The sequence below is a fragment of the Nocardioides litoris genome, assembly GCF_006346315.1.
Classification (GTDB): Bacteria; Actinomycetota; Actinomycetes; order Propionibacteriales; family Nocardioidaceae; genus Nocardioides; species Nocardioides litoris.
In genome coordinates this window covers 293212-316993 of sequence record NZ_VDMR01000004.1, presented here as the reverse complement: position 1 = coordinate 316993, position 23782 = coordinate 293212, and the positions used below count along the sequence as shown (strand labels likewise).

Below are 23782 nucleotides of genomic sequence, written 5' to 3'. Positions count from 1 at the left end.
GCCGCCCGGCGGCGGGGGGGGGGGGCGGCCCGCCGCGGGGGCGCGGGGGGGGGGGGGGGGGGGCGCCCCCCCCCCCCGCCCCCCCGCGACGAGGTGGTCGCCCGGGCCCTGGCCGAGGGGCTCCCGGCCGCGGTGACCGACGCCGGCCAGGCCCCCCTGGTCGACCATGGTCGAGGCCCGTGGGCCGAGGACGAGGAGTCCCTCGCCTGCGCCATGGCGGTCGTCGAGGCCAGCGGCGCCTTCGACCGGACGATGTACCTCGAGCGCCATCCCGAGATCCTCGAGCGCGACCGCGACCCCCTCGAGCACTACTGCCGCGACGGCTGGCGCATCATGCGCAACCCCCACCGTGACTTCGACGCCTGGTGGTACTGGTCGCACTACCTCGACCCGGCGCGCGAGGCCGTCGAACCGCTCCTGCACTGGCTCCTGGTCGGGCGCCGCGGCGGCCTGCCCGGGCTCCCGCCGCACGAGCAGCGGCGTCCCACCGTCCTCGTGCCGGGGTCCGTGCGCCGCGCCTGCCTGGTCGCCGGCTTCGACCGCGACGGCCTCGTCGACCCGACCGTCGTCGACTACGTCCGCGAGCTCAGCCGCTTCGGCGACGTCTTCTACCTCGCAGCCTGCCCCCTCGACGACGGCGAGCTGGAGAAGCTCGCCCCGTGGACCGCCGACGCCTGGGCCGTCCCGCACGGGTCCTACGACTTCGGTTCCTACGCCATGCTGGCGAGCACGCTCGTCGGGTGGGACCGGCTCGAGACGTACGACGAGGTGCTGCTGGTCAACGACAGCTGCTACCTGCTCCGGTCCCTCGACGAGGTCTTCGCGGCGATGGAGCGGCGGGAGTGCGACTGGTGGGGCCTCCAGGTCACCGCCCGCCACTTCGACGGTGGCGCCGGCGGTCGCGCCCTCCCCGACGTGCTCGCACACCCGGAGCTGTTCCCGTCGTGGCAGCCGGACTACGACGACTACCTGCACGTCGGGTCCTACTTCCTCGGCCTGCGCCGCCCGGTCCTCACCGACCCGGGCTTCCGGCGGCGGCTGGAGCGCGTCGCCCCGCAGCGCACCAAGATCAACATCATCTACAAGTACGAGACCGGCACCACCCGCTACCTGCTCGGCCGGGGCTTCACCCTCGGACTGTTCGTCGACGACCTCCTGCCCTACCACCCGATGTACGGGCCCGGGGCCTTCGACCTCGTCGATCGCGGCCTCCCGGTGCTCAAGCGCGGGCTGCTCGCCCAGAACCCCTACGACACCCCCGACCTGGCCGACTGGCGGCAGCGGGTCGCCGCCTCCGTGCCCGACGTCGACCCGGCGCGCCTCGACGCCATCGACGCCCACCTGCGCCGGGTGGCGCCCCACGACCGGCTGCTGCGCAGCGCCCGCACCCGGACCCTGCCCGACGGCACCGTCGAGGTGCCCGAGGTGCTGCGCGGCCCCGACGTCCGCCGGCTCGACCGCACCACCGCCCAGCGCGACGACTGGTGGGCGTTCCCGGTGTGCGCCTACTCCCACACCTTCACCGGCAACGAGCGCGCCGTCTTCGACCTGGTGCGCGACGACCCCGACCTCACCAAGGTCGTGCTGACCCGCTCGCGCCAGGTCGAGGTGGAGGGGGCCAACGTCCACGTCGTGCCGGTGCTCAGCCCGGAGGGCCAGGAGCTCGCGGCGCGCTGCCGCACCGCCTTCATCAAGCACAGCCCGCGCCGCAACATCCCCTACCCCCTGTCCCCGGAGCGGCACGACTTCATCAACCTGTGGCACGGCATCCCGCTCAAGCGGTTCGGGCTGGCCTCGGTCGACCCGGGACCCAGGTGGCAGCGCGTCCTCAACGAGCACACCCGGCTCCGCGCGGTCATCGCCTCCTCCCGCATGGACAAGCTGGCCATGAGCTCGGCGTTCAAGCCCGTGCTGCCCGAGCGCATCTGGGTCACCGGCCTGCCCCGCAACGACTACATCGTGTGCTCCCCCGACCGGCTCCCGCCGGACCTGGCGGCCCAGGAGCAGCGGCTCCAGGACGAGCTGCGCGGACGTCGGCTCGTGCTGTTCCTGCCGACGTTCAAGCAGGACCAGGAGGACAGCTACCACCACTTCGACGAGCAGCAGGTCGCCTGGCTGCGGGCGTGGTGTGACCGGCACGATGCGGTGCTCGGCATCCGCGAGCACATGGCCGACCGGGCCCACGTCTACAGCCGGACCCTGGCCCCGCTCTCCCCGATCGACCTCTCCTCGCACCGCTACCCCGACCTCGAGGTCATCTACCGCTCGGCCGCCGCGCTGGTCACCGACTACTCCAGCTGTGTCGTCGACTTCATGCTGACCGGCAGGCCCGTGCTGAGCTTCGCCTACGACCTCGACCGGTACGAGGGTCGGGAACGGGGCCTGTTCTACCCCCTCGAGGACGTGCTCCCCGGGCCCGTCTGCCGCACCTTCGACGAGCTCGCGGCCGGCCTCGACGACCTCTTCCGCCCGCGGACCGCGGTGGAGGTCGACGAGTACGACTGGAAGCGTGGCCTCTTCTTCGACCACACCGACGACAGCAGTTCCGCGCGCGTCGTCGACCGGGTGCGGGCGCTGCGCCTCGGAGCCTGAGCCGACGTCGGCGGCGTCAGCCGCCCCGGCGGACGTGGCAGGACATGGTGCCGACCGCACGCAGGTCGGCGCCCACCGCCCGACCCAGGACCCGGACGGAACGAGGGCGGTCGGTCCGCACGCACGCGAGCGCGACGTCGAGCCGACCGAGCGCGGCGCGCACCTCGGGCGCCCCCGGCACGGACGTTCCCTGGAGCGAGACCAGGTCGAGCAGGGTCTGGCGGTCGGCCCGGTCCTGGGCGGGCACCGCGAGGGTGGGCAGGTAGTAGGCACGGGGGACGACGGCGTACGGCCCGGTCGTCGAGATGGCCAGCACCTCCATCTGGTTCGGTGGGAGCAACCACGGCCCTCGAGGCACCTCGAGGCCCCGCGCCGCGCGCACGTCGGCGAGAGCCGCGGCCGGGACCTTCCACGACGGTCGCGCCGTCACCTCCGCCCCGACGTCGGACGACCACAACCACCGGCCGGTCAGTGCGGGGACGGCGACGGCGACGAGGAGCGCCGCCACCGCCGGGCCGCGGAGCAGGGACGGGCTCGGGGTGCGCCCGGCAGCCGGGGCGCGCCTGCGCGGGACCGGCACCGCGGCCAGCATGCCGACCGGGACCCACAGCGGGAACGCGATCGCCAGGCGCCACACGACGGGCCCGGCGCCCGTGACGGCGTCGACGAGGCCGACGACGCCCGGCAGGAAGACCGCAGCCACGGCGACCACCGCCGCCGCGAGCAGGACCGCAGCACGCAGGGGCGCCACCGCCACGCCGACGACGAGGGCGAGGACCGCGAGGACGGCCATCGGCGTCGACGGGCTGAAGGCGATGCCGAAGATCTGCTCGCTGGTCGTGACGGCGTTGACCTGCCCGCCGATCGTCGGCGCACCGAGGGCCTGCACGACTCCGTTGACGAGGGGCCCCAGGATGAACGCGCAGGCCCCGACCGCGAGGGGACGCGACCGCAGGAGGACCGCCGCGAGCAGGGCGGCGCCCGTCACGACGGGGGCGATGAGAGCCGAGCTGCTGGTGAGGCCGACGAAGGCCACTCCGGACACCAGGAGCATGCCCGTCCAGAGCCGGACTCGAGTGCGGTCTCCCCCGGCCGCGGCGAGCCGGGTCAGGTAGTACCAGACGAGGGGCAGCAGCACGGCGTAGGCGACCACCTTGCCCTGCCACATGCGCGTCAGGGAGTAGGCGCCGACGATCGAGGCGCCGCTGGCCACCACGAAGAGCATCGCCACCACCAGCACGAGGGCGGGCCGTCGGGGAGCCCAGACCCGGACGAGGAGCCAGGTCGCCCACACCATCGACGCAGCGGCCAGCGGTGCCGCCAGGAGGTAGGCCACCGTCGGCGCCTCGACACCCAGCGCGGCGGCGACGACGCCGTGGAGCGACTCGATCCCCGCCGTCGGCAGACCGATGCCGATCGACTGGGGGAGCACCTCGGCCCCGTGCATCGTGTCCCGCAGGGCGGGACTGCCGTGCTGGGCGACCCAGGTGGCGCGATTGACGTAGTAGGCGTCGTCCTCGTCCGACTTCAGGACGAAGAGGGAGACCCCGGCGGCGGCCACGGCGACGCCGACAGCTGCGAGGTGCGCGACCGGACCGAGCGGCTGGTGGCCCTCCTCGTCCGGTCCACCACCTGGGCTCCTGTCGGCTCTGGTGTCGACCTGCCGTCCGGAGACCAGCCGGACGAGCAGCAGGAAGCCGACGGTGGCCGCCATCGCGACCGCGACGGGCAGGACGCCGAGACGCCCCCGCACCACCACGGTGAGCGCCAGCACGGCCGCCATCCCGGTGCCGATCCACCAGACCCTCCGGCCGGGTGCGAGGCGGGACCCCGAGGCGACCGGGCCCGCGGTCCCCGTGCGGCGATCGGTGGGCTCCGCCTGCGCACGGACGGCGAGCACGCCACCGCCCACGGCGAGGCCGGCCAGGAGCACCAGCGTCGGCCACGCCGCCGGTCGCAGGTCGAGCTGCAGGACCAGCGCAGCCTGGTACCACAGCGTCCACACGGCGAGGGCCACGACTGCGCCGTGCACGAGGCCGTCCAGGAACAGCGGCCCCATCCGTGCGCCGCGCGCCAACGCGTCCGTCACCGTGCCTCCCTCTCTGCCATCACCTCGGGACGGCGGCTCGAGCGGTCCTACACTTCGTCCATGCCGACCTCAGCCGTCACCGTCTCCGCCGAGGGCCACCGTGGAGCCCGGCGTCCGGTGCGTAGGGTACGACCGTCTCGGGGCGTCGCCGCATGAAGGCCAACATCGTGCTGGGCCTGCTCGGGTCGGTGGGCACCCTCGTCTTCTTGTTCGAGATGCTGCGGAGGAGACGACTCCGCGAGAAGTACGCCGTGCTCTGGGGCACGGTCGCCGGGGCCTCGCTCGTGGTCGCCCTCGCGCCGGGCACGTTGCGCTGGGCCTCCGACCTCGTCGGGGTGCAGGTGCCGTCCAACCTCCTCTTCTTCGTCGCGAGCATGGTGCTGCTGCTGACGAGCATCCAGCACAGCGTCGAGCTCGGTCGGCTGGAGGAGAAGACGCGGACCCTGGCCGAGGAGGTCGCGCTGCTGCGCCTGGAGCTGCACGAGCAGTCCGCAGGCCGCTCCCCGGACACGTCCTCCTGACCGGGTCCCGCGCGACCGGGGCGAGGCCGACCCCGGTCGACTCGCCCTCGGCGGCCGGGACGGGTACCTTCCCCACGGCGTGCCCACCGGCCCGGGCCGCCCGACCACGGCCGCCCTGGGTCGTGCCTGACGGCGCGACCGTGCGCCCCCGACGTCCCTGCGAAAGGACACCAGGTGAATCCCACCCTGAACGCGCGCCAGAAGATGATGTGGTCGCTGTTCGACTTCTCCGAGGGCCGCGGGCTCGAGATCGGGCCGCTGCACAGCGCGATCGTGCCGCGCGAGCTCGCACAGGTGAGCTACCTCGACGTCTTCGGGCGCGACAAGCTGGTCGAGCACTACGCCGGCCCGCTCGTCGACGTCTCGCTCATCCCCGAGATCGACTACGTGCTCTCCGACGGCGACCGGGTCCGCTCCATCCCCGAGACCATCGGTGAGGACCGCTTCGACTGGGTGATGGCCTCGCACGTCATCGAGCACGTCCCGGACCTCGTGGGCTGGCTGCAGCAGATCGCCTCGATCGTCTCCGACGGCGGCAAGCTCGTCCTGGCCGTGCCGGACCGGCGCTACTGCTTCGACCACCACCGCCCGGCGACCACCATCGGCCAGGTGCTGCAGGCGCACGACTCCGGCGACACGACTCCCTCCGTCCGCGCCGTCTACGACTCGGCCCGCAGCTACGCACCTGCCTCGGCAGCCGAGCTCTGGGCCGGCGAGCGCCCGGGCTACGAGCGGCGGGAGCACCCGATGTCCCACGCCCTCGCCCAGGTCGAGAAGGCGCGGGGTGGAGAGTACGTCGACTCGCACGTGTGGACCTTCACGCCGGGCTCCCTGGTCGAGCAGCTGGTCGAGCTCCGCGAGCTCGGCCTCAGCGAGTGGGCCATCGACGTCCACCGCCCGACCGCGCCGGGCCAGCTCGAGTTCCACATGGTCCTGCGCCGCCTCCCGCGGGACCGCGAGTGGACCGAGGACCTGCTCGCCACGGAGCCGCACCCCCTGCCCGACCTGCCCGACTGGATCGCCGACGACCGCGACCTGCGGGTCCGGCTGCGCGAGCAGCAGGAGGAGATCGCTCGCCTCAAGTCGGTGCTGCGCCGGGCACGGTCGCGCAAGCGTCGTGCCCAGGCCGCCGCCGAGAAGGCGCGGCGCCGCGAGGCGCGCGCCCGCGAGCAGCTGCAGGCGCTGCGGTCCTCGACGCGCTACCGGGTCGGCTCGGTCGTGGCCAAGCCGGCCGACCTGGCCCGTCGGCTGCGGCGCGGGTAGGCCCGCCACGAGAACGGGGGCGGCGGTCTGCGTGACCGCCGCCCGGACCTCACCCGAGCAGCGCGTCGACGAACGCCTCGGCGCTGAACGGCGCGAGGTCGTCGGGGCCCTCGCCGAGGCCGACGAGCTTGACCGGGACGCCGAGCTCGCGCTGGACCGCGACGACGATGCCACCCTTGGCCGACCCGTCGAGCTTGGTCAGCACGATGCCGGTCACGTCGACCGCCTCGCGGAAGACGCGGGCCTGGATGAGCCCGTTCTGGCCGGTGGTGGCGTCGAGGACGAGCAGCACCTCGGTGACCTCGGCCTGCTTCTCGATCACGCGCTTGACCTTGCCGAGCTCGTCCATCAGGCCCTGCTTGTTCTGCAGGCGCCCGGCCGTGTCGACGATGACGGTGTCGACCTGCTGCTCGACGCCCGTGCGGACGGCCTCGAAGGCCACGCTGGCGGGGTCGGACCCCTCCGCGCCGCGCACGACCTCGACGCCGACGCGCTCTCCCCAGGTGGCCAGCTGGTCGACGGCGGCCGCGCGGAAGGTGTCGGCGGCGCCGAGCGTCACCGACCGCTCCTCGGCGACCAGGATGCGAGCGATCTTGCCGACCGTGGTGGTCTTGCCGGCGCCGTTGACCCCGACCACCAGCACCACGCCGGGCTTGCCGTCGGCGCCTGACACCTGCAGCCGCCGGTCCATGTCGGGATCGACGAGCGCCACGAGCTCCTCGCGGAGCACCGTGCGGGCGTCGGCCGCGGCACCGCCGTCGACGCGGAGGCGGGTGCGCAGGTTGTCCACGACCTGCTGGGTGGGCGCAACGCCGATGTCGGCGGTCAGCAGCACGTCCTCGATCGACTCCCACGTGTCCTCGTCGAGCCGGTCGCGGCTGAGCAGGGCCAGCAGCCCGCGGCCGAAGCCCCCCTGCGAGCCGGCCAGCCGCTCCCGGAGCCGGACCAGGCGCGACCGCGTGCCCTCGGGCCGGTCGAGCGGGGGCGCGACAGGCTCGGCGACCGGGGCCTCGGTCGGCGTCTCAGTCGGCGTCTCGGTCGGGGTGTCGGTCGGGACCTGGGTGGGCGCCTCGGTCGGCGGCGCCAGCACGTCGGTGCCGCCCCCGGGCGGGACCTCGGGCGGCGTGCGCCGCCCACGGGAGGTGACCAGGCCGACGACCGCGGCGAGGGCGACGACGGCGATGCCGATGACGAGGTAGAGCCACTCCATGAGCGCTATCCAACCAGCCGGGCCGCCGCTCGCCGCGGCCCCGGCCCCGCGTGCGTCACCGGGCGGCGGTGCGGTCCTGCTCGCCCAGCCCGGGCACGCCCCGGCCCGCGGGGCCCTGCTCGCCCGGGGCGCCCGTGGGGCCGTCGGGGCCGTCGTCCTCCCGCAGCGTGGGTACGGCGACGGCCGCCCGCTCGACGAGGTCACTGAGCCAGGGGGCGACGGGGAGCGGCTCGCCCCGGTGGGGCCAGGCCGCGAAGGCGAGGGCGGCGGCAGCGACGACGAGCACGAGGGTCATGGTCACGATGACGGCGGTCATGGGTCGGGCACTCCTCCGAGCAGGGTCGACGGCAGGCCCACGGTGTCACACCCGCCCCACCCGTCCCACACCCACTCCCGAGCCAGCCGGCCGGGTCAGGGGGCCGCGGGCCCGGACCGGGCGTCCTGCTCACGGCGCAGCGCCTGGCGCGCCTCGCGCCGGTCGCGCCGCAGGGCGGCGATCTCGGTGACCATCGCCTCCAACGTGTCGCCCAGGCCGCCGGACGACGGCAGTGCCCACGGTGGGGTGGGCCCGTCGGTCGCGGGGCGCACGAGCCACACCGACTGGTCCTGGCCCAGCCCGAGGAAGGTGTTGGCGGCCGGCCCGACGAGGTCGAGCGGCGTCACCCGGTGCACGTCGAGGCCGCCCTCGACGAGGCGGTCCTCGACGTCGTCGCCGTAGTAGCGCACGTGGTCGGCCAGCCCGAAGCGGCGCACGCGCTCCTCCTCGGGCGCGTCGGGGTCCTCGTCGGTGACGGTGCCCGGGCGCCACGGCACCTGCACGATGCCGAGGCCGCCGGGCGCCAGCACCCGGGCCAGCTCGCGGATCGCGGTGCGGTCGTCGACGACGTGCTCGAGCACGTGGTAGCAGACCAGCAGGTCGACGCAGCCGTCGCGGAACGGCAGGCTCGTCAGGTCCCCGCGGACGTCGACCCCGCGACCGGGCCGCAGGTCGCAGCGCACGTAGCGGCGCGGCTCGAGGCGGAGCAGCTGGGCCCGGGGCTGCGGCGCCGGCGCGACGTCGAGCAGCGTGCCGACCCGGCCCAGCGCGGGGCGCAGCGCGCCGAGGAGCACGGCGAAGAACCGGTGGCGCTCCAGGGAGCGGCAGTGCGGGCAGGTCGCGTCGGGCCGGCCGTCGGGGCCGGGCTTGAGGCCGCCCCGCACGTGCCGGTCGCAGCAGGGGCAGTAGCGGCCGGGGGTGTCCTCGATCCGCGCGGGCGGTCGCGCGGGCGGTCGGGCGTCGGTCTGGTCGCCCACGCGGTCAGGCCGGGCGCTCGCGCAGCAGCGGGGTGACCGCCGCCCGCACGTCGTCGGGGATGGGCACGCTGCGCCGCGGCGCCCCGCGGCCGGCGCTGTTGTCGACGTACACCTGGACGAAGCGGCCCTCGGCCCGGGCGACGTCGGCCTCGGGGCCGGCGCCCTGGAACATCCCGATGCGGTAGACGATCGAGGAGCTGCCGATGCGGTCGACGGCGAGTCCGAGCTCGACGTCGAGGGGGTAGCCCATCTCGGAGAAGTAGCGGCACGACACCTCGGCCACGAGCCCGACGACCGGGAGCCGGCGGATGTCGGTGCCGAGGGCCTCGGCCATGTGCACGTTGACCGCGACGTCCATCAGGTCGAAGTAGCGGGCGTTGTTCATGTGGCCGAAGACGTCGTCGTCGGACCAGCGCGTCGTCGCGGTGCGCCAGGCGGCGAACTCGGCGCGGGTCGGGGCGGCGGGGCGGGTGCTCATGCGTCAGGCGTCCTGGGTGTCGCGGAGGCGCTGGCTGATGACGGTGCTGACGCCGTCGCCGCGCATGGTCACGCCGTACAACGCGTCGCCCACCTCCATCGTGCGCTTCTGGTGGGTGATGACGAGCAGCTGGGAGCTCTCGCGCAGCTCCTCGTAGATCTCGAGCAGCCGGCCGAGGTTGGTGTCGTCGAGCGCGGCCTCGACCTCGTCGAGGATGTAGAACGGCGAGGGCCGGGCCTTGAACAGGGCCACGAGGAAGGCCACCGCGACCAGCGACCGCTCGCCGCCGGAGAGCAGCGAGAGCCGCTTGACCTTCTTGCCGGCGGGCCGGGCCTCGACCTCGATGCCGGTGGTGAGCATGTCGTCGGGGTCGGTGAGGACCAGCCGGCCCTCCCCGCCCGGGAAGAGCCGCTCGAAGGCGGAGTCGAACGCGCGCTCCACGTCGGCGTACGCCTCGCGGAAGACCTGCTCGACCCGGTGGTCGACCTCCTTGACGATGTCGAGGAGGTCCTTGCGCGTGGAGCGGAGGTCTTCGAGCTGCTCGGTGAGGAACTTGTGCCGCTCCTCCATCGCGGAGAACTCCTCCAGGGCCAGCGGGTTGACCTTGCCGAGCTCGCGCAGCTGCCGGTCGGCCGTGCGCAGCCGCTTGACCTGCTCGTCGCGGTCGTAGGGCGTCGGCTCGGGCGGCTCCTCCCCCTCGGCCAGCCCGGCCAGGACCGACGCGGGGGCGGGCACCGGCTGCTCGGGCCCGAACTCGGCCACCAGCCCGTCGGCGTCGAGCCCGAGCTCGTCGAGCACGCGCTCCTCCAGCTGCTCGATGCGCATGCGCTGCTGGGCCCGCGCCATCTCGTCGCGGTGGACGCTGTTGACCAGGTCGTCGTGCTCGCGGCCCAGGTCGCGCAGCGCGGCCCGCACGTCGAGCAGCTCGCGCTCGCGGCCGCTGCGGGCCCGCTCGACCTCGAGCCGCGCCGCGGTGGCCTCGTGCACCGCCACCTCCAGCCGGGCCAGGGTGTACGACGCCGCGGCGGCCACGGCCTCGGCCACCGCGCCCTCGCGCAGCAGGCGCTCGCGACGCTCGGCCGCCCGGGCGCGGGCCTCGCGCTCGGCGCGGGCGCGGCGCAGCAGGCCGTCGGCGCGGCCGTGGATGGCCCGGGCCCGCTCCTCGGCGGTGCGCAGCGCCAGCCGCGCCTCCATCTCGGCCTGGCGGGAGGCCTTGGCCGCCTCGACGAGCCGCTCGCGCTCGGCGGTGTCGGGCTCGGTCGCCCCGTCGGCGCCGTCGGCGCCCGCGGCCTCGGCCGCCTCCAGCCGCTGCTCGAGGTCGGCCAGCCCGGACAGGTCGGCGTCGCGGGCCGCCTCGGCCTTCGCGATGGCCTGGGCGAGCCGCTCGGCCTCGCCCTTCGCCGCCCGGGCCTGCGACCCGTGCTGGCCGAGCTCCTCGGCCACCGCGGCCAAGGTGGCGTCGGACTCGTGCAGCCGGGCCAGGGCCACGTCGACCCGCTTGTGGGCCTCGAGGCGCTCGGCCTCGAGCCGGCTGAGCTCGAACCCGAGCCGCTCGCCCGTGGCGGTCGCCGCGGCCAGGGCCTCGGTGGCCTCGTCGACGGCGCCCTGGATCTCGATGAGGCTCTGCTGCTCCTTCGACCCGCCGGCGGCGAGGTGGGTGGAGAGCAGGTCGCCGTCGCGGGTGACCGCGACCAGGTCGGGGTGGGCCGCCACGAGGGCCCGGGCGGCGTCGAGGTCGTCGACCACCGCGGACCGCTCGAGCAGCCGGACCAGCGCCGGGCGCAGCCGGTCGGGGCACTCGACGAGGTCGACGGCGTACGCCGCGTGGTCGGGCAGGGCCGGCCAGTCGTCGCGGGCGGGCTCGGTGCCCCCGGCGAGCACGAGGCCGGCCCGGCCGAGGTCGCCCTCCTTGAGGTGGGCCAGCGCGGCCACGGCGGACTCGACGTCGGCCACGGCGACCGCGTCGGCCCCGGCACCGAGGGCAGCGGCCAGGGCGGCCTCGTAGCCGGGTCGGACGCCGAGCAGGCCGGCGACCGAGCCGAGCAGCCCCGGCGGGCCGCTGGGCCCCTCGGCGGCCGCGAGCAGCGCACCCGCGCCGTCCTTGCGGGCCAGACCCATCTCGAGGGCGTCCTTGCGGGCCGCGAGGGCGGACCGGTCGCGGTCGGCCTGCTGCGCCTCGGCGCGGGTCGCGGCCAGCGCCTCCTCGACGTCGTCGAGCTGCGCGACCGCGGCCTCGTGCTCGGCGTCGAGCCCCTCCTCACCGGCGTCGAGGCCGGCGACGCGGGTCTCGAGGGCGGTGAAGTCCTTTTGCGCCCGCTCCACCCGGGCCAGGGCCTCCGCCCGGGCCAGGCCGAGCCGGCCGACCTCGTCGGCGGCGGCCGCGGCGCGCGAGCGCAGCGCGTTGACCTGGCCGTGCAGCCGGGCCAGCCCCTCGCGCCGGTCGGCCGCCGCCCGCTGGAGGGCCACGATGCGGCGCTCCTCCTCGGCGGCGGCGTCCTCGGCCGCACGACGGCCCGCGACGGCCTCCTCGAGGCCGGTGCGGCCGGCCTCGACCTCCGCGGCGATCTGCTCCTCCTGCGTGCGGACGCGCTCGGCCTCGGCCTCCAGCGCGTCGGGGTCGCGTCCCTGGTCGGGGGCAACCTCGGCCACGCCGGCGGCGTTGCGGATGCGCTCGGCGGCCAGGCCCTGGGTGCCGCGGAGCCGCTCGCGCAGGCCGGTCAGGGCGTACTGGACCTCCTGGGCCGCGCTGAGCGCCGGCAGGTCCTCGCGCAGGGCGGCCTCGAGCGCGGCCTCCTGGCGCCGGCCCTCGGCGATCCGGGCCTCGACCTCGGCCCGGCGCTCGACCAGCACGGACTCGTCGGCCAGCTCCTGCTCCAGCGCCGTGCGGGCGGTGACGAGGTCGTCGGCCAGCAGGCGGGCGCGGGCGTCGCGGGCGTCGGCCTGCACGTCGGCCGCGCGGCGGGCGATCTCGGCCTGCCGGCCCAGCGGCTTGAGCTGGCGGCGCAGCTCGTGGAGCAGGTCGCCGAGCCGCGTCAGGTTGCCCTCGGTGGCGTCGAGCTTGCGGAGCGCCTTCTCCTTGCGCTTGCGGTGCTTGAGGACCCCCGCGGCCTCCTCGATGAAGCCGCGCCGGTCCTCGGGCGTCGCGTGCAGGATCGTGTCGAGCTGGCCCTGACCGACGATGACGTGCATCTCGCGGCCGATGCCGGAGTCGCTGAGCAGCTCCTGCACGTCGAGCAGCCGGCATCCCGTGCCGTTGATGGCGTACTCCGACCCGCCGCTGCGGAACATGGTGCGGCTGATCGTGACCTCGGCGTACTCGATCGGCAGCGCGCCGTCGGTGTTGTCGATGGTCAGCACGACCTCCGCCCGGCCCAGGGGTGGGCGCCCGGAGGTGCCGGCGAAGATGACGTCGTCCATCTTGCCGCCGCGCAGGCTCTTGGCGCTGGCCTCGCCCATCACCCAGGCCAGGGCGTCGACGACGTTGGACTTGCCCGACCCGTTGGGCCCGACGATGCAGGTGATGCCCGGCTCGAGCTGGAGCGTGGTCGCCGACGCGAAGGACTTGAAGCCCCGGAGGGTCAGGCTCTTGAGGTACAACGCGGGGCTCCGTCGCCGGTGGGTGTGCGGGGCGCCGGACCAGGGAGACCGGACCGGCCGGGAACGGCCGGGCGGCGGCCGCAGCGGCCCCACCCTACCTGCGCGACCGGGGCCGGGTCGGGACCGTCGCCCGCGCTCGGAGACCGCCGCGCACCGCCAAACCGGCCCGTCCGGGAGACCCGGGTGTCATGATGGCCCGGCCATGACTCCCTCCCCCTCCCCCCGTCATCGCCGGTTGCGACACGGCCCCGCCGCGCTCGTCCTGGCCCTCGTGCTCGCCCTGCTCGCCTCGCAGGGCACCCCGGCGCAGGCCGCCGAGGCACCAGCCCCTGCCGCCGACTCCGCCTGCCTGCTCGGGCTCACCGTGCTGTGCGACGTCCTTCCTGGTGCCCCCGCGAGGGGCTCCGACGGGACCCGCACGGCGGCGTCCGAGGAACCCACCGAGGACCCTGCCCCCGTGCCCGGTGACTCCACCCCCGCAGCGCCGCTGCCGTGGTACGCCAACCCCGACTTCGTCGACGTGCCCCGGCCCTGCCGGGCCAGCGACGGCCTCCCGGTGGCCCGCAAGACCCCCTGCCGGATCACCCGCCTCAAGCCACGCGCCGCGACGATCGTGCTCTGGGGCGACTCGCACGCCTGGCACATGCTGCCGGCCCTGCGCAAGGCCGTCGGCAACAAGCGGGTCAACCTCGTCATGTTCTTCGCCGGCGGCTGCCCGCCCATGCTCCGCAAGCTGACGCCTGCCAACAGCCGCGCGGGCTGTGACGTCTACGGCCACTACGTGTTCGACTGGCTGGCCCGCCAGCAGGCCAAGGGGATGAAGCTGCGCGTCGTCGTCGGCACGTCGTGGGAGCTGTACCACAACATCACGACCCCGCCCAACGCCGCCGACCAGAAGTACCCTGGCCTGACCGACAACGAGTACGTCGCGACCAACGCCCGCAAGGCGGTCAAGGGTGTCCCCGCCGCCTTCAGGCAGCTGGGCCGGATGCGTATCCCGACCGACATCATCATGCCGATGCCGATGGTCTACCAGGGTGCTCCCGCGTGCCCCGAGGGGCCGCTGCGCTGCGACCTGCCGCGTGCCGGCGTGCTCAAGGACATCAAGGCCAACAACGCCCGGGCCTGGCAGATGCGTCGGCTCCTCACCCGCAAGGGCTTCATGGTCCGGCCGGCGCAGGGACTGTGCGACACCAAGGTCTGCCACGGCACGCTCGGCGGCCTGCCGGTCTACTACGACGGGCTGCACGTGGGTCAGCGCACGTCTCGGACCCTGGCCCGCTTCTTCGCACCGACCGTCACTGCCGCCGTGCGCCAGGGTCGACGCTGACGCCCTGGTCCGACCTCGCAGGTGCCCTCGACCTCCACGAGGTCGGGGGCACTCCTGCGTGTGGCCGTCAGGCGGGCTGCATCTCCAGCGCCGGCGCGGTGTCGAGCAGCTCGGCGGCCCGGGCGGCGACCAGGCGGTCGTTGTCCTCCGAGAGCCGGAGCACGAGGGCCTCGAGCTCGGCGACGCGCTGGCGCAGCCGCGCGTTCTCACCGGCCAGTCGGGCGTCACGCACGTCGGTGTGCACGTAGCCGAGGAGCGCCTTGGCCATGGGCTGAGCCTTCCGTTCGAGAGGGTGGTCCGGCAGGGGCGGAGGGAGCGGGACCGTCTAGAAGAGTCCCACCGCACCGAGGTGCGGGTCAAACTGCCACCGGGTCAGTCCGGGACCCGCGGGACCGGCGCACGACGACGGCGCGGGACGGGCTGGCAGCGGGGGCAGAAGAAGGACGAGCGGTTCATGAAGGCCGCCCGCCGGATCGGCGTGCCGCACCGGTCGCAGGGCTCGTCGGCCCGGCCGTAGGCGTGCAGCGAGCGGTCGAAGTAACCCGACTCACCGTTGACGTTGACGTAGAGCGCGTCGAAGGACGTGCCGCCCTGGCGCAGGGCGTCGCCCATCACGTCGCGGGCGTGGCCGAGCAGGTCGCGGACCTGGCGGGCGGTGAGCCTGTCGCCGGGCCGCTCGCCGTGGATGCCGGCGCGCCACAGCGCCTCGTCGGCGTAGATGTTGCCGACGCCGGAGACCAGGCCCTGGTCGAGCAGCTGGCGCTTGACCCCGGAGGCGCGGCGCCGCACCCGGCTCACGAAGAGGTCGTCGTCGAACTCGGGGTCCAGGGGGTCGCGGGCGATGTGGGCGATCTCGGCCGGCAGCTCGGCTCCCCCGGCGCTCACCGACAGGCCGCCGAACATCCGCTGGTCGACGAAGCGCAGCTCGCGACCCTCGTCGGACCCGGCGAGCCGGAACCGCACGCGCAGGTGCCGCTCGGGCGGGGCGTCGGGCGGCTGGACGAGCAGCTGCCCGCTCATCCCGAGGTGGGCCAGGACCGCGTCGCCGTTGTCGAGCGGGACCCAGAGGTACTTGCCGCGGCGACGGGCGTCGACCAGCGTGCGGCCGACCACCGCAGCGGCGAACCCCTCGGGGCCGCCCGGGTCGCGGCGCACCGGGCGGGGGTGCAGCACGTCGACACCGGTGACGGTGGCGCCGAGGACGTGGCGGGCCAGGCCCGCGCGGACGGTCTCGACCTCGGGCAGCTCGGGCACGGGTCAGCCTCGGGTCAGGCGGTGGGCTCGACCGTCGCGGCCGCGCCGTCGGTGGCGACGTCGGCCACGATCTCGCCGTACGCCGTCTCGGCGCAGGCCTGCTCGGCCTCCTTCTTCGACCGGCCGGTGCCGTTGCCGTGGAGCCGACCGGCCACGCGCACCTGCGCGTGGAACGTCTTCATGTGGTCGGGGCCCTCGTCGGTGATGACGTACTCGGGGACCCCGAGGCCGCGCTCGGCGGCCAGCTCCTGCAGGGAGGTCTTCCAGTCCAGGCCCGCGCCCATGCCGGACGCGGCCTCCATCAGCGGGTCGAACAGGCGGTGCACGACGTCGCCGGCGACCTCGATGCCGCCGCTGAGGTGGATCGCGCCGATGACCGCCTCGACGGTGTCGGAGAGGATCGAGGCCTTCTGCCGTCCGCCGGTGGTCTCCTCGCCGCGGCCGAGCTTGACGTGGTCGCCGAGCCCGATCGTCACCGCGACGCCGGCCAGGGCGCGGGCGTTGACGACCGCGGCCCGCAGCTTGGCCAGCCGACCCTCGGAGAGGTCGGGGTGCATCCGGTAGAGCGTCTCGGTCACCACGACGCCGAGCACGGAGTCACCGAGGAACTCCAGCCGCTCGTTGGTCGGCAGCCCACCGTTCTCGTAGGCGTAGGACCGGTGCGTCAGGGCGCGCTCGAGGAGCTCGGGGTCCAGGACGGGGTCCCCGAGCGCCGCGCGCAGCTCGCCGTAGTCGGTGATGGCGTCGGCCGCGGTCAGCGGCGGGTCAGAGGACCTGGCGGCGGGCGTTGCGGGCGCCGTACTGGCCGCACTCGCCGCACGCACGGTGGGGCAGGTGCTTGGCGTCGCAGGCCGGGTTGGCGCACTCGACCAGGGTCGGCGCGACGGCCTTCCACTGCGAGCGACGGTGGCGGGTGTTGCTCCGCGACATCTTCCGCTTCGGGACAGCCATGGTGATCTCCTCGGTTCTACTGCTGCTCGTTGGTGGCGGTGGTGCTGCTGCTCGGGGTGTCGAGGTCGGCCAGGGCCGCCCAACGGGGGTCGATCGGTGCTTCGTGGTCGTGCTCGGGGTCGTCCTTCAGGTTGGCCCCGCACTCGGGGCACAGCCCCGGGCAGTCGTCCTGGCACAAGGGCTGGAACGGCAGTGCGAGCACCACCGCGTCCCGCAGCAGGGGCTCGAGGTCGGCCAGGTCGTCCTCGAGCGTGCTGACCTCGTCGTCCCCGTCGTCACCGTCGCCGGTGCCGCCGCGGGCGTGGTCGGCGTACACGAACAGCTCCTGGAACGTCACGTCGATCTCGTCGGCGATCGGGTCCAGGCACCGTGCGCACTCGCCCTCGAGCGAGGCTCGCGCCTCACCCGTGACCAGCACCCCCTCCATGACCGCCTCGAGCCGCAGGTCGATGTCGACCGGCGAGCCCTCGGGGACGGAGAGGACGTCGATGCCCAGCTCTGCCGGGGCCGGCACCGTCCGCGTCACCTGACGTTGGGACCCCGGGCGGCGGCCGAGCTCGCGGGTGTCGAGCACGAGCGGCGCTCTCGGGTCCAGGCTGGTCAGGGGATCACTTCCGGGTCCGGGCACAACAGAACAAGGGATGAGACTACTGCTCGGGGGTTGACCAGCAAAAACGGGCCTGGTCGCCCGGCGCTCAGGCGCCGGCGGCGCGCTCGGCGAGGCGGGTGGTGAGGGCCTCGAGCACGAAGCCGGGGACGAAGGCGGCGACGTCGCCCCCGAAGGCGGCCACCTCCTTGACCAGGCTGGAGGAGACGAACGACTGGCCGGTCGCGGTCGGCAGGAAGACCGTCTCGACGCCGGTCAGGGCGACGTTCATGTGGGCCATGGGCAGCTCGTAGTCGAAGTCGCCCGAGGAGCGCAGGCCCTTGACGATGGCCTCGGCCCCCTGCTCGCGGCAGAAGTCGGTGACCAGGCCGGTGAAGCCCTCGACCCGCGCGTTGGGGATGTCGGCGATCGCCCGCTCCAGCATGGACACCCGCTCGTCGGGGCCGAAGAGCCGGCTCTTGGAGGGGTTGACCCCGACCGCCACCACGACCTCGTCGAAGAGCCGCGCGGCGCGGGCGACGATGTCGAGGTGGCCGTGGGTGACCGGGTCGAAGGAACCGGGGCACACGGCACGGCTCATGGCGCGTGACCGTACCAAAGCGTGGTCTCGCCGTAGCGCTTGCTCCGGTCGCCGGTGATGCCCGGCGGTCCGGCGGGCCACCGGGGCTCGGGGCTGCGCCGGGACCGCTCGACGACGACGAGCGCGTCGGGCGCGAGGTGGTGCTGCAGCGCGTCGAGGTCGGCGGCCAGCGCCTCCTCGTCGAGGTCGTACGGCGGGTCGCTGAAGACCAGGTCGAACGGCTGCGCGGGCGGGCGGGCCAGCGCCTGCCGCACCGAGGCCGGCACGACCTCGGCGCCGGGCAGGCCGAGGTCGCGGGCGTTGGCCCGGACCACCGCCGCCGTCGGCGGGTGCTGCTCGACCATCGTGGCCGTCGCCGCCCCGCGCGAGAGCGCCTCGAGCCCGACCGCGCCGCTGCCGGCGTACAGGTCGAGGACGTGGAGGTCGTGCAGGGAGCCCGCCCAGGACTCCACGGCGCTGAACAGCGCCTCCCGCACCCGGTCGCTGGTGGGGCGGGTGCGGTCGCCCGGCGGCGTGCGCAGCCGCCTGCCCTTGGCGGCACCGGCGATGATGCGGGTCACGACTTCTCCACGAAGTCGGCCGCGGCGCTGGCCTCGAGGTCGGCCACCGCGTCGCGCAGCACCGGGGTGGCGGCCAGGTCGGGGTCGGCCTCGAGCAGGGCCTCGGCGGCCTCGCGGGCCTGGACGATGGTCTCCTCGTCGCGCAGCACGCGGAGGTTCTGCAGGGTGGAGCGCCAGCCCGACTGGGAGCGGCCGAGCACGTCGCCCTCGCGCCGCTGCTCGAGGTCGACCCGGCTCAGCTCGAAGCCGTCGGTGGTGGCGGCGACCGCGTCGAGGCGGTCGCGGGCCGGGGAGAGCCAGGGCGCGGCCGACACGAGCAGGCAGAGCCCGGGCAGCCCGCCGCGACCGACCCGGCCGCGCAGCTGGTGCAGCTGGGAGACGCCGAAGCGGTCGGCGTCGAGGATGACCATGACGGTGGCGTTGGGCACGTCGACGCCGACCTCGATGACCGTGGTCGAGACGAGCACGTCGACCTCGCCGAGGCCGAAGGCGCGCATGGTGGCGTCCTTGACGTCGGGGTGCAGCCGGCCGTGGAGCACGGCGAGCCGCAGCCCGGCCAGCGGCCCGTCGGCCAGCATCGTGACGACGTCCTCGACGGCGGCCAGGGGCCGTGCGGCGGCAGGCCCCTCCCCCTCGCCGTCGTCGTACGCCGGCTCGCCGGTGGCCCCCTGCTCGATCTCGTCGCCGCTGATGCGCGGGCACACCACGTAGACCTGGTGGCCGGCCTCGACCTCCTCGCGCACGCGCTGCCAGGCCCGGTCGAGCCAGCTCGGGTGGTCGACCACGTTGACCACGTTGGTCTGGATCTCGGCGCGGCCGGCGGGCAGCTCGCGCAGGGAGGAGACCTCGAGGTCGCCGAAGACCGTCATGGCCACGGTGCGCGGGATGGGGGTGGCGGTCATGACGAGCACGTGCGGCGGGCTGCCGGCCTTGTCGGTCAGTGCAGCCCGCTGCTCGACGCCGAACCGGTGCTGCTCGTCGACCACGACGAGGCCGAGGTCGGCGAGCTGGACCTTGTCCTCGAGCAGGGCGTGGGTGCCGACGACGATGCCGGCCTCGCCGCTGGCCAGCCGCGACATCGGGCCGGTGCGCTGGGTCTTGGTCATGGAGCCGGTGAGCAGCTCGACGGTGGTGCCGCCCAGCAGCGCTCCCCCGGCGAGGTCGCCGAGCATCGCGGTGATCGAGCGGTGGTGCTGCTGGGCCAGGACCTCGGTCGGCGCGAGGAGGGCGGCCTGCCCGCCGGAGTCGACGACGCGGAGCATGGCCCGCAGCGCGACCAGGGTCTTGCCGGAGCCGACCTCGCCCTGGAGCAGGCGGTTCATCGGGTGGGAGCGGGCCAGGTCGGCAGCGACCTGCTCCCCCACCTCGCGCTGGCCGGCGGTGAGCTCGAAGGGCAGCCGCTCGTCGAAGGCGGCGAGCAGCGCGCCGTCGCCACCGTCGCGGGCCTGGGCGCCGAGCTCGCGGACGGCCCGGCGGCGCCGGGCCAGCACGAGCTGGGTGACCAGCGCCTCCTCGAAGCGGTAGTGCCGGTGGGCGCGCGCGACCTGCCGCTCGTCCTCCGGGGCGTGGACCCAGTCGAGGGCGGTGCGGGCGTCGACGACGTCGTACTGCTCGCGGACCGCGGCCGGGACGACCTCCGGGAGGCCGTCGACGACGGAGCGGGCGAAGGTGACCACGCGGGCGACGTCCCAGGACTCGAGGCCCTTGGTCAGGGGATAGATCGGGTAGAGGTCGCCGATGGCCTCGACGGTGGCGATGTCGTCGTCGCCGCCCTCGCCGCTGGCCCCGAAGAGCACCATGCTCGGGTGGGTCAGCTGCCACTGGTTGTTGAACTGCTTGGCCTGGCCGAGGAACAGCCCCACCTGGCCGGGGGCGAGCTTGCCGGCGCGCCAGTGGGCCGAGCCCGTGTGGCGGGCGAAGAAGGTCATCTGCAACCGGGGCCCGTCGGTGCGCAACCAGGTCTCGACCCGGCTCATCGGCTTGCCCGTCCGACGGTCCTGGTGGGTCTTGACCTCGCTCTTCTCGATCTCGCCGACCACGGCCAGCATCTGGCCGGGCTGGAGGTCCTCGACCTTGGTCAGGGTGCCGGTCTCGACGTAGCGGCGCGGGAAGTGGCGCAGCAGGTCGCCCACGGTGCGCAGCCCGAGGCCGTCGGTGAACTTCTTGGCCTTCTTGGAGTCGCCGAGGACGACCGCCACCGGCGAGTCGAGCGAGATCACAGGACAGACCCTGCCTCACTCCACCGACAACAGCAGCGGGTAGCGCTCCTGGCCGCCGTCGTAGACGACGACGTCGACGGTCGGGTGCGCCGCGTCGAGCCAGGCCGCGGACCGCTCGGCGAGGTCGACCGCGCCCTCCCCCGCGACGAGCGTGACCAGCTCGCCGCCGCCGGCCAGCAGCCGGTCGAGCACGGTGGTGGCGACGTCGTGGAGGTCGCCCCCGACGACGACGAAGTCACCCTCGATGACCCCGAGCACGTCGCCGGGCTCGCACCAGCCGGCCATGGTCAGCGCCTTGCGGGCCGAGACCGTCACCGCGCCGTGGCGGGCGTGCCGCGCCGTGGCGGTCATCTCGAGCACGTCCTGGTCGAAGCTGCGGCCCGGCTCGTGGACCGCCATCGCCGCCAGGCCCTGCACCTGGGCCGTCGTCGGCACCACCGCGACGCGGAGCCCGTGGTCGGCCTCGGCCGTGCTGGCCGCGATGCGGGCCGCGCGCACCGAGTCGGCGTCGTTGGGCAGCACGACCACCTCACCGGCGCCCGCGGCCACGACCGCGTCGAGCACCTCGCCCGTGGAGGGACGCCGTCCGGGCCCGCCCTCGACGACCACCGCGCCGGCCTCGCGGAACACCGCGGCCAGGCCCGGCCCCGCCGCGACGGCGACGACCCGCCGCCCGTCGGGGGCCGTCGGGGCGCCCTCGGCGCGGCGGTGGCCGGCCTGCTCGACCTGCTCGGCGAAGTGGGTGACCCGCACCCGGTGGGGCCGCCCGGCCTCGATGCCGGCCTCGATCGCGGCGCCGACGTCGTCGACGTGCACGTGGACGTTCCACAGGCCCTCGCCGCCGACGACGACCAGGGAGTCGCCGAGGGTGGCCAGCTTGTCGCGCAGCCGTCGCACCCGCTCGTCGTCGTCGGCGTCGAGCAGGTACATCACCTCGTACGCCGGCCCGCCGGGCGCGAGGTCGGCGCCGGGCGCGTGCGGCAGCACCGGCGGGTGGGGGCGGGCGGGGCGCGCCGGCTCGACCGGGCGTCGGCCGGTCAGCACCGTCTCGGCCGCGTCGAGCACGACGCTGAGCCCCCGGCCGCCGGCGTCGACGACGCCGGCGTGGCGCAGGACGGGCAGCTGCTCCGGCGTGCGGGCCAGGGCGTCGCGGGCCGCGCGGGCGGCGACCGCAAACACGTCGCGGGCCCGCGCGCCACCCTCGCCGGCGCGGGCCCGGGCGGCGTCGGAGGCGGCGCGGGAGACGGTGAGCATCGTGCCCTCGACGGGCTCGCCCACCGCGCGGTAGCTGGCCTCGGTGGCCTCGTGCAGCGCCTCGGCCATGACGGTGGCGTTGGGCTCCTCGGGCGTGGCGCGGGCGATGCGCCGAGCGACGGCGCCGAGCATCTCGCTGAGGATCACCCCGGAGTTGCCGCGCGCGCCGAGCAGGGCGCCGCGGGCCAGGGCGTGCAGCGACCGGTCGCGCTCGGGCGGGTGGCCGGCGGCCGCGGCCGCGTCGACGGCCTGGCGCAGCGCGTCGCGGGCGGCGGAGACGGTGAGGAACATGTTGGTGCCGGTGTCGCCGTCGGGCACGGGGTAGACGTTGAGGGCGTCGATCTCCTCGCGGGCCGCGGCCAGCGCGTCGACGGCCACGTCGACGAACCGGAGCACGACGGGCAGCTCGATGCGGCCGCTCGCCGGTGCCTGCTCCATAGTGGGAGGGAGCCTAAGGGCGTCCGGCCGCGGATTCGGCGGCGGGGCGCGGCTCGGATATCCTCGTGCAGTTGCCCGGCGCGTCTCGGCCCGAGCACCCGATCATCGTTCTGTTCTGTACCCCGCACCCGATCCAGGAGATTCACCGTGGCTGCCGTCTGCGACATCTGCGCCAAGAAGCCGACCTTCGGCAACAACCGGCCGTGGTCGCGCAAGATCACCAAGCGCCGCTTCGACCCCAACATCCAGCGGGTCCGCGCGACGGTCAACGGCACCCCCAAGCGCCTCAACGTGTGCACCGGCTGCCTCAAGGCCGGCAAGGTCAGCCGCTGACCCCCTGACCCCTGCGCCGCCGGCACCACCGGCGCGCCGGCACGGCCGTCGTCCCCTCGGGGCGGCGGCCGTCGTGCGTCCGGCCCCGAGATCCACCACGTGGGTGGTGGACCTCAGGATCCATCAACGAGACCCTTTCCCCTCAGAAGTGCGTCCACCCCGCCTCGCCGTCCCACGCCGAGCCGTCGACGGTGACGGTGCCGGCGACCGCGCCGGGAGCGCCGTCGGCCAGCACCTCCCCGACGACCCGCCAGCCGGCGGGCACCGAGGCGGCGTCGGGAAAGGTCGCCACCAGCGGGTGGTCGTCGCCGCCGCCGAGCACGAGCGAGAGCGGGTCGACCCCCAGGGCGGCGCCGACGGCCTGCAGGGGCTCGGCGAGCTCGAAGGCCGCGGAGCAGAGGTCGATCGCGACGCCGGAGTCCTCGGCCACGTGGCCGAGGTCGGCGAGCAGGCCGTCGGAGACGTCGATCATCGCGGTGGCACCGGCCTCGGCGGCCACCCGCCCGTCGTCGTACGGCGGCTCGGGGCGGCGGTAGGCCTCCACCAGGGCCCGGGGCGAGCGGAAGCCGCGACCGAGCACCGCGAGCCCGCCGGCGGCCCAGCCCTGGCGGCCACGGAGGGCGACGACGTGGCCCGGGCGGGCGCCCGAGCGCAGGACCGGGGCCCGGGTGCAGGCGCCGAGCACCGTGACGGCGACGACGACCTCGTCGGCGCGGGTCAGGTCGCCACCGACCACGGAGGCGCCGACGAGCGCGCACTCGGCGGCGAACCCGCGGGCCAGGTCGAGCGCCCAGGCGACCGGCAGGTCGGCCGGGGCGGCCAGCCCCACGGTCAGCGCCGTGGCGCGACCGCCCATGGCGTTGATGTCGGAGAGGTTCTGGGCGGCGGCACGGTGGCCGACGTCCTCGGCCGAGGACCAGTCGCGACGGAAGTGGCGCCCCTCGACCATGAGGTCGGTCGAGACCACGACGTGGCCGCCCCTGACGCGCAGCACGGCAGCGTCGTCACCGGGCCCGACGAGCACCTGCTCGCCCTGGGGGAACAGCTCGACGAGGCGGGAGATCAACCCGAACTCGCCGGCGTCGGCCAGGGTCGCGTCGGGCGGCAGCGGGGTCGTCGGGGCCATGGACCCATCCCACCAGACGGGGACGACGTCCCCGCGGCGCCGGGTGTCGCCGCGGTGACGAGCCGCGATAGGTTGGGCGCCAGACCT

21 protein-coding genes are annotated in these 23782 nt (G+C 75.0%); 5 read left to right on the top strand and 16 right to left on the bottom strand.

From position 1 onward, the window contains the following. Nucleotides 1-93 precede the first annotated feature (93 nt). A complete protein-coding gene (locus tag FJQ57_RS15650; RefSeq protein WP_139981918.1) occupies nucleotides 94-2592 on the top strand; it encodes a CDP-glycerol glycerophosphotransferase family protein in 2499 nt (832 codons plus the stop codon). A 16-nt stretch (nucleotides 2593-2608) separates the two neighbouring features. On the opposite strand, the gene FJQ57_RS15645 is transcribed toward FJQ57_RS15650, so the two are convergent. Continuing rightward, entirely contained in the window at nucleotides 2609-4681 is a 2073-nt protein-coding gene (locus FJQ57_RS15645) for a DUF6077 domain-containing protein (protein WP_139981915.1), read from the bottom strand. Nucleotides 4682-4833: 152 nt separating this feature from the next. Between FJQ57_RS15645 and FJQ57_RS15640 the strand changes: the two genes are divergently transcribed. Together FJQ57_RS15640 and FJQ57_RS15635 are read left to right on the top strand one after the other, a co-directional pair. After that, nucleotides 4834-5202: a DUF2304 domain-containing protein gene (locus FJQ57_RS15640; protein ID WP_139981912.1), complete on the top strand. Its 369-nt coding sequence runs from the start codon at nucleotides 4834-4836 to the stop codon at nucleotides 5200-5202. Between the two features lie 174 nt (nucleotides 5203-5376). Continuing rightward, entirely contained in the window at nucleotides 5377-6465 is a 1089-nt protein-coding gene (locus tag FJQ57_RS15635) for a class I SAM-dependent methyltransferase (protein ID WP_139981910.1), read from the top strand. Nucleotides 6466-6514: 49 nt separating this feature from the next. Here FJQ57_RS15635 and ftsY read toward each other — a convergent pair whose 3' ends face one another. The 5 genes from ftsY to smc form a co-directional block, all read right to left on the bottom strand. Then, entirely contained in the window at nucleotides 6515-7675 is a 1161-nt protein-coding gene (gene ftsY / locus FJQ57_RS15630) for a signal recognition particle-docking protein FtsY (RefSeq protein WP_139981907.1), read from the bottom strand. Between the two features lie 55 nt (nucleotides 7676-7730). Then, nucleotides 7731-7991, bottom strand: coding sequence for a hypothetical protein (locus tag FJQ57_RS15625; RefSeq protein WP_139981904.1), 261 nt, complete (start codon nucleotides 7989-7991; stop codon nucleotides 7731-7733). A 95-nt stretch (nucleotides 7992-8086) separates the two neighbouring features. After that, nucleotides 8087-8968, bottom strand: coding sequence for a class I SAM-dependent methyltransferase (locus FJQ57_RS15620; RefSeq protein WP_139981901.1), 882 nt, complete (start codon nucleotides 8966-8968; stop codon nucleotides 8087-8089). 4 nt (nucleotides 8969-8972) lie between these two features. Further along, nucleotides 8973-9446, bottom strand: coding sequence for an acyl-CoA thioesterase (locus FJQ57_RS15615; RefSeq protein ID WP_139981899.1), 474 nt, complete (start codon nucleotides 9444-9446; stop codon nucleotides 8973-8975). A 3-nt stretch (nucleotides 9447-9449) separates the two neighbouring features. Next, nucleotides 9450-13043, bottom strand: a complete 3594-nt coding sequence (smc, locus tag FJQ57_RS15610) for a chromosome segregation protein SMC (RefSeq protein WP_139981896.1) — start codon at nucleotides 13041-13043, stop codon at nucleotides 9450-9452. Nucleotides 13044-13245: 202 nt separating this feature from the next. On the opposite strand from smc, the gene FJQ57_RS15605 reads away from it, so the two are divergent. After that, the gene (locus FJQ57_RS15605) at nucleotides 13246-14373 is read left to right on the top strand and encodes an SGNH hydrolase domain-containing protein (protein WP_139981894.1); all 1128 of its coding nucleotides are present in this window, start codon (nucleotides 13246-13248) and stop codon (nucleotides 14371-14373) included. A 67-nt stretch (nucleotides 14374-14440) separates the two neighbouring features. Here FJQ57_RS15605 and FJQ57_RS15600 read toward each other — a convergent pair whose 3' ends face one another. The 9 genes from FJQ57_RS15600 to FJQ57_RS15560 all read right to left on the bottom strand — a co-directional run bounded on the left by FJQ57_RS15600 (nucleotide 14441) and on the right by FJQ57_RS15560 (nucleotide 22236). After that, nucleotides 14441-14641: a hypothetical protein gene (locus tag FJQ57_RS15600; protein WP_139981892.1), complete on the bottom strand. Its 201-nt coding sequence runs from the start codon at nucleotides 14639-14641 to the stop codon at nucleotides 14441-14443. Between the two features lie 104 nt (nucleotides 14642-14745). Further along, nucleotides 14746-15627: a bifunctional DNA-formamidopyrimidine glycosylase/DNA-(apurinic or apyrimidinic site) lyase gene (mutM, locus tag FJQ57_RS15595; RefSeq protein WP_139981889.1), complete on the bottom strand. Its 882-nt coding sequence runs from the start codon at nucleotides 15625-15627 to the stop codon at nucleotides 14746-14748. 14 nt (nucleotides 15628-15641) lie between these two features. After that, complete coding sequence (gene rnc / locus FJQ57_RS15590; RefSeq protein ID WP_425465427.1) at nucleotides 15642-16451, bottom strand: ribonuclease III; 810 nt, start codon at nucleotides 16449-16451, stop codon at nucleotides 15642-15644. Next, on the bottom strand, nucleotides 16393-16578 hold the full coding sequence (rpmF, locus tag FJQ57_RS15585) for a 50S ribosomal protein L32 (protein ID WP_139981888.1): 186 nt from the start codon (nucleotides 16576-16578) through the stop codon (nucleotides 16393-16395). Before rpmF ends, rnc begins: the two co-directional genes overlap by 59 nt. Nucleotides 16579-16594: 16 nt before the next feature. Further along, nucleotides 16595-17152, bottom strand: a complete 558-nt coding sequence (locus FJQ57_RS15580) for a YceD family protein (protein ID WP_246081841.1) — start codon at nucleotides 17150-17152, stop codon at nucleotides 16595-16597. 121 nt (nucleotides 17153-17273) lie between these two features. After that, nucleotides 17274-17765 carry a pantetheine-phosphate adenylyltransferase gene (coaD, locus tag FJQ57_RS15575; protein ID WP_139981883.1) on the bottom strand — a complete coding sequence of 164 codons (492 nt, stop codon included), beginning with the start codon at nucleotides 17763-17765 and terminating at the stop codon, nucleotides 17274-17276. After that, nucleotides 17762-18325, bottom strand: coding sequence for a 16S rRNA (guanine(966)-N(2))-methyltransferase RsmD (gene rsmD / locus FJQ57_RS15570; protein WP_139981881.1), 564 nt, complete (start codon nucleotides 18323-18325; stop codon nucleotides 17762-17764). Before rsmD ends, coaD begins: the two co-directional genes overlap by 4 nt. Beyond that, nucleotides 18322-20544 (bottom strand): ATP-dependent DNA helicase RecG, encoded by a 2223-nt coding sequence (locus FJQ57_RS15565; protein ID WP_139981879.1) that lies wholly within the window; start codon nucleotides 20542-20544, stop codon nucleotides 18322-18324. The genes rsmD and FJQ57_RS15565 overlap by 4 nt, the downstream gene beginning before the upstream one ends. A gap of 15 nt (nucleotides 20545-20559) precedes the next feature. Further along, the gene (locus tag FJQ57_RS15560; RefSeq protein WP_139981876.1) at nucleotides 20560-22236 is read right to left on the bottom strand and encodes a DAK2 domain-containing protein; all 1677 of its coding nucleotides are present in this window, start codon (nucleotides 22234-22236) and stop codon (nucleotides 20560-20562) included. Between the two features lie 147 nt (nucleotides 22237-22383). Between FJQ57_RS15560 and rpmB the strand changes: the two genes are divergently transcribed. Continuing rightward, a complete protein-coding gene (rpmB, locus tag FJQ57_RS15555) occupies nucleotides 22384-22569 on the top strand; it encodes a 50S ribosomal protein L28 (protein ID WP_136570259.1) in 186 nt (61 codons plus the stop codon). Nucleotides 22570-22711: 142 nt separating this feature from the next. On the opposite strand, the gene FJQ57_RS15550 is transcribed toward rpmB, so the two are convergent. Beyond that, entirely contained in the window at nucleotides 22712-23677 is a 966-nt protein-coding gene (locus tag FJQ57_RS15550; protein WP_211348993.1) for a thiamine-phosphate kinase, read from the bottom strand. Between the last annotated feature and the right edge of the window lie 105 nt (nucleotides 23678-23782).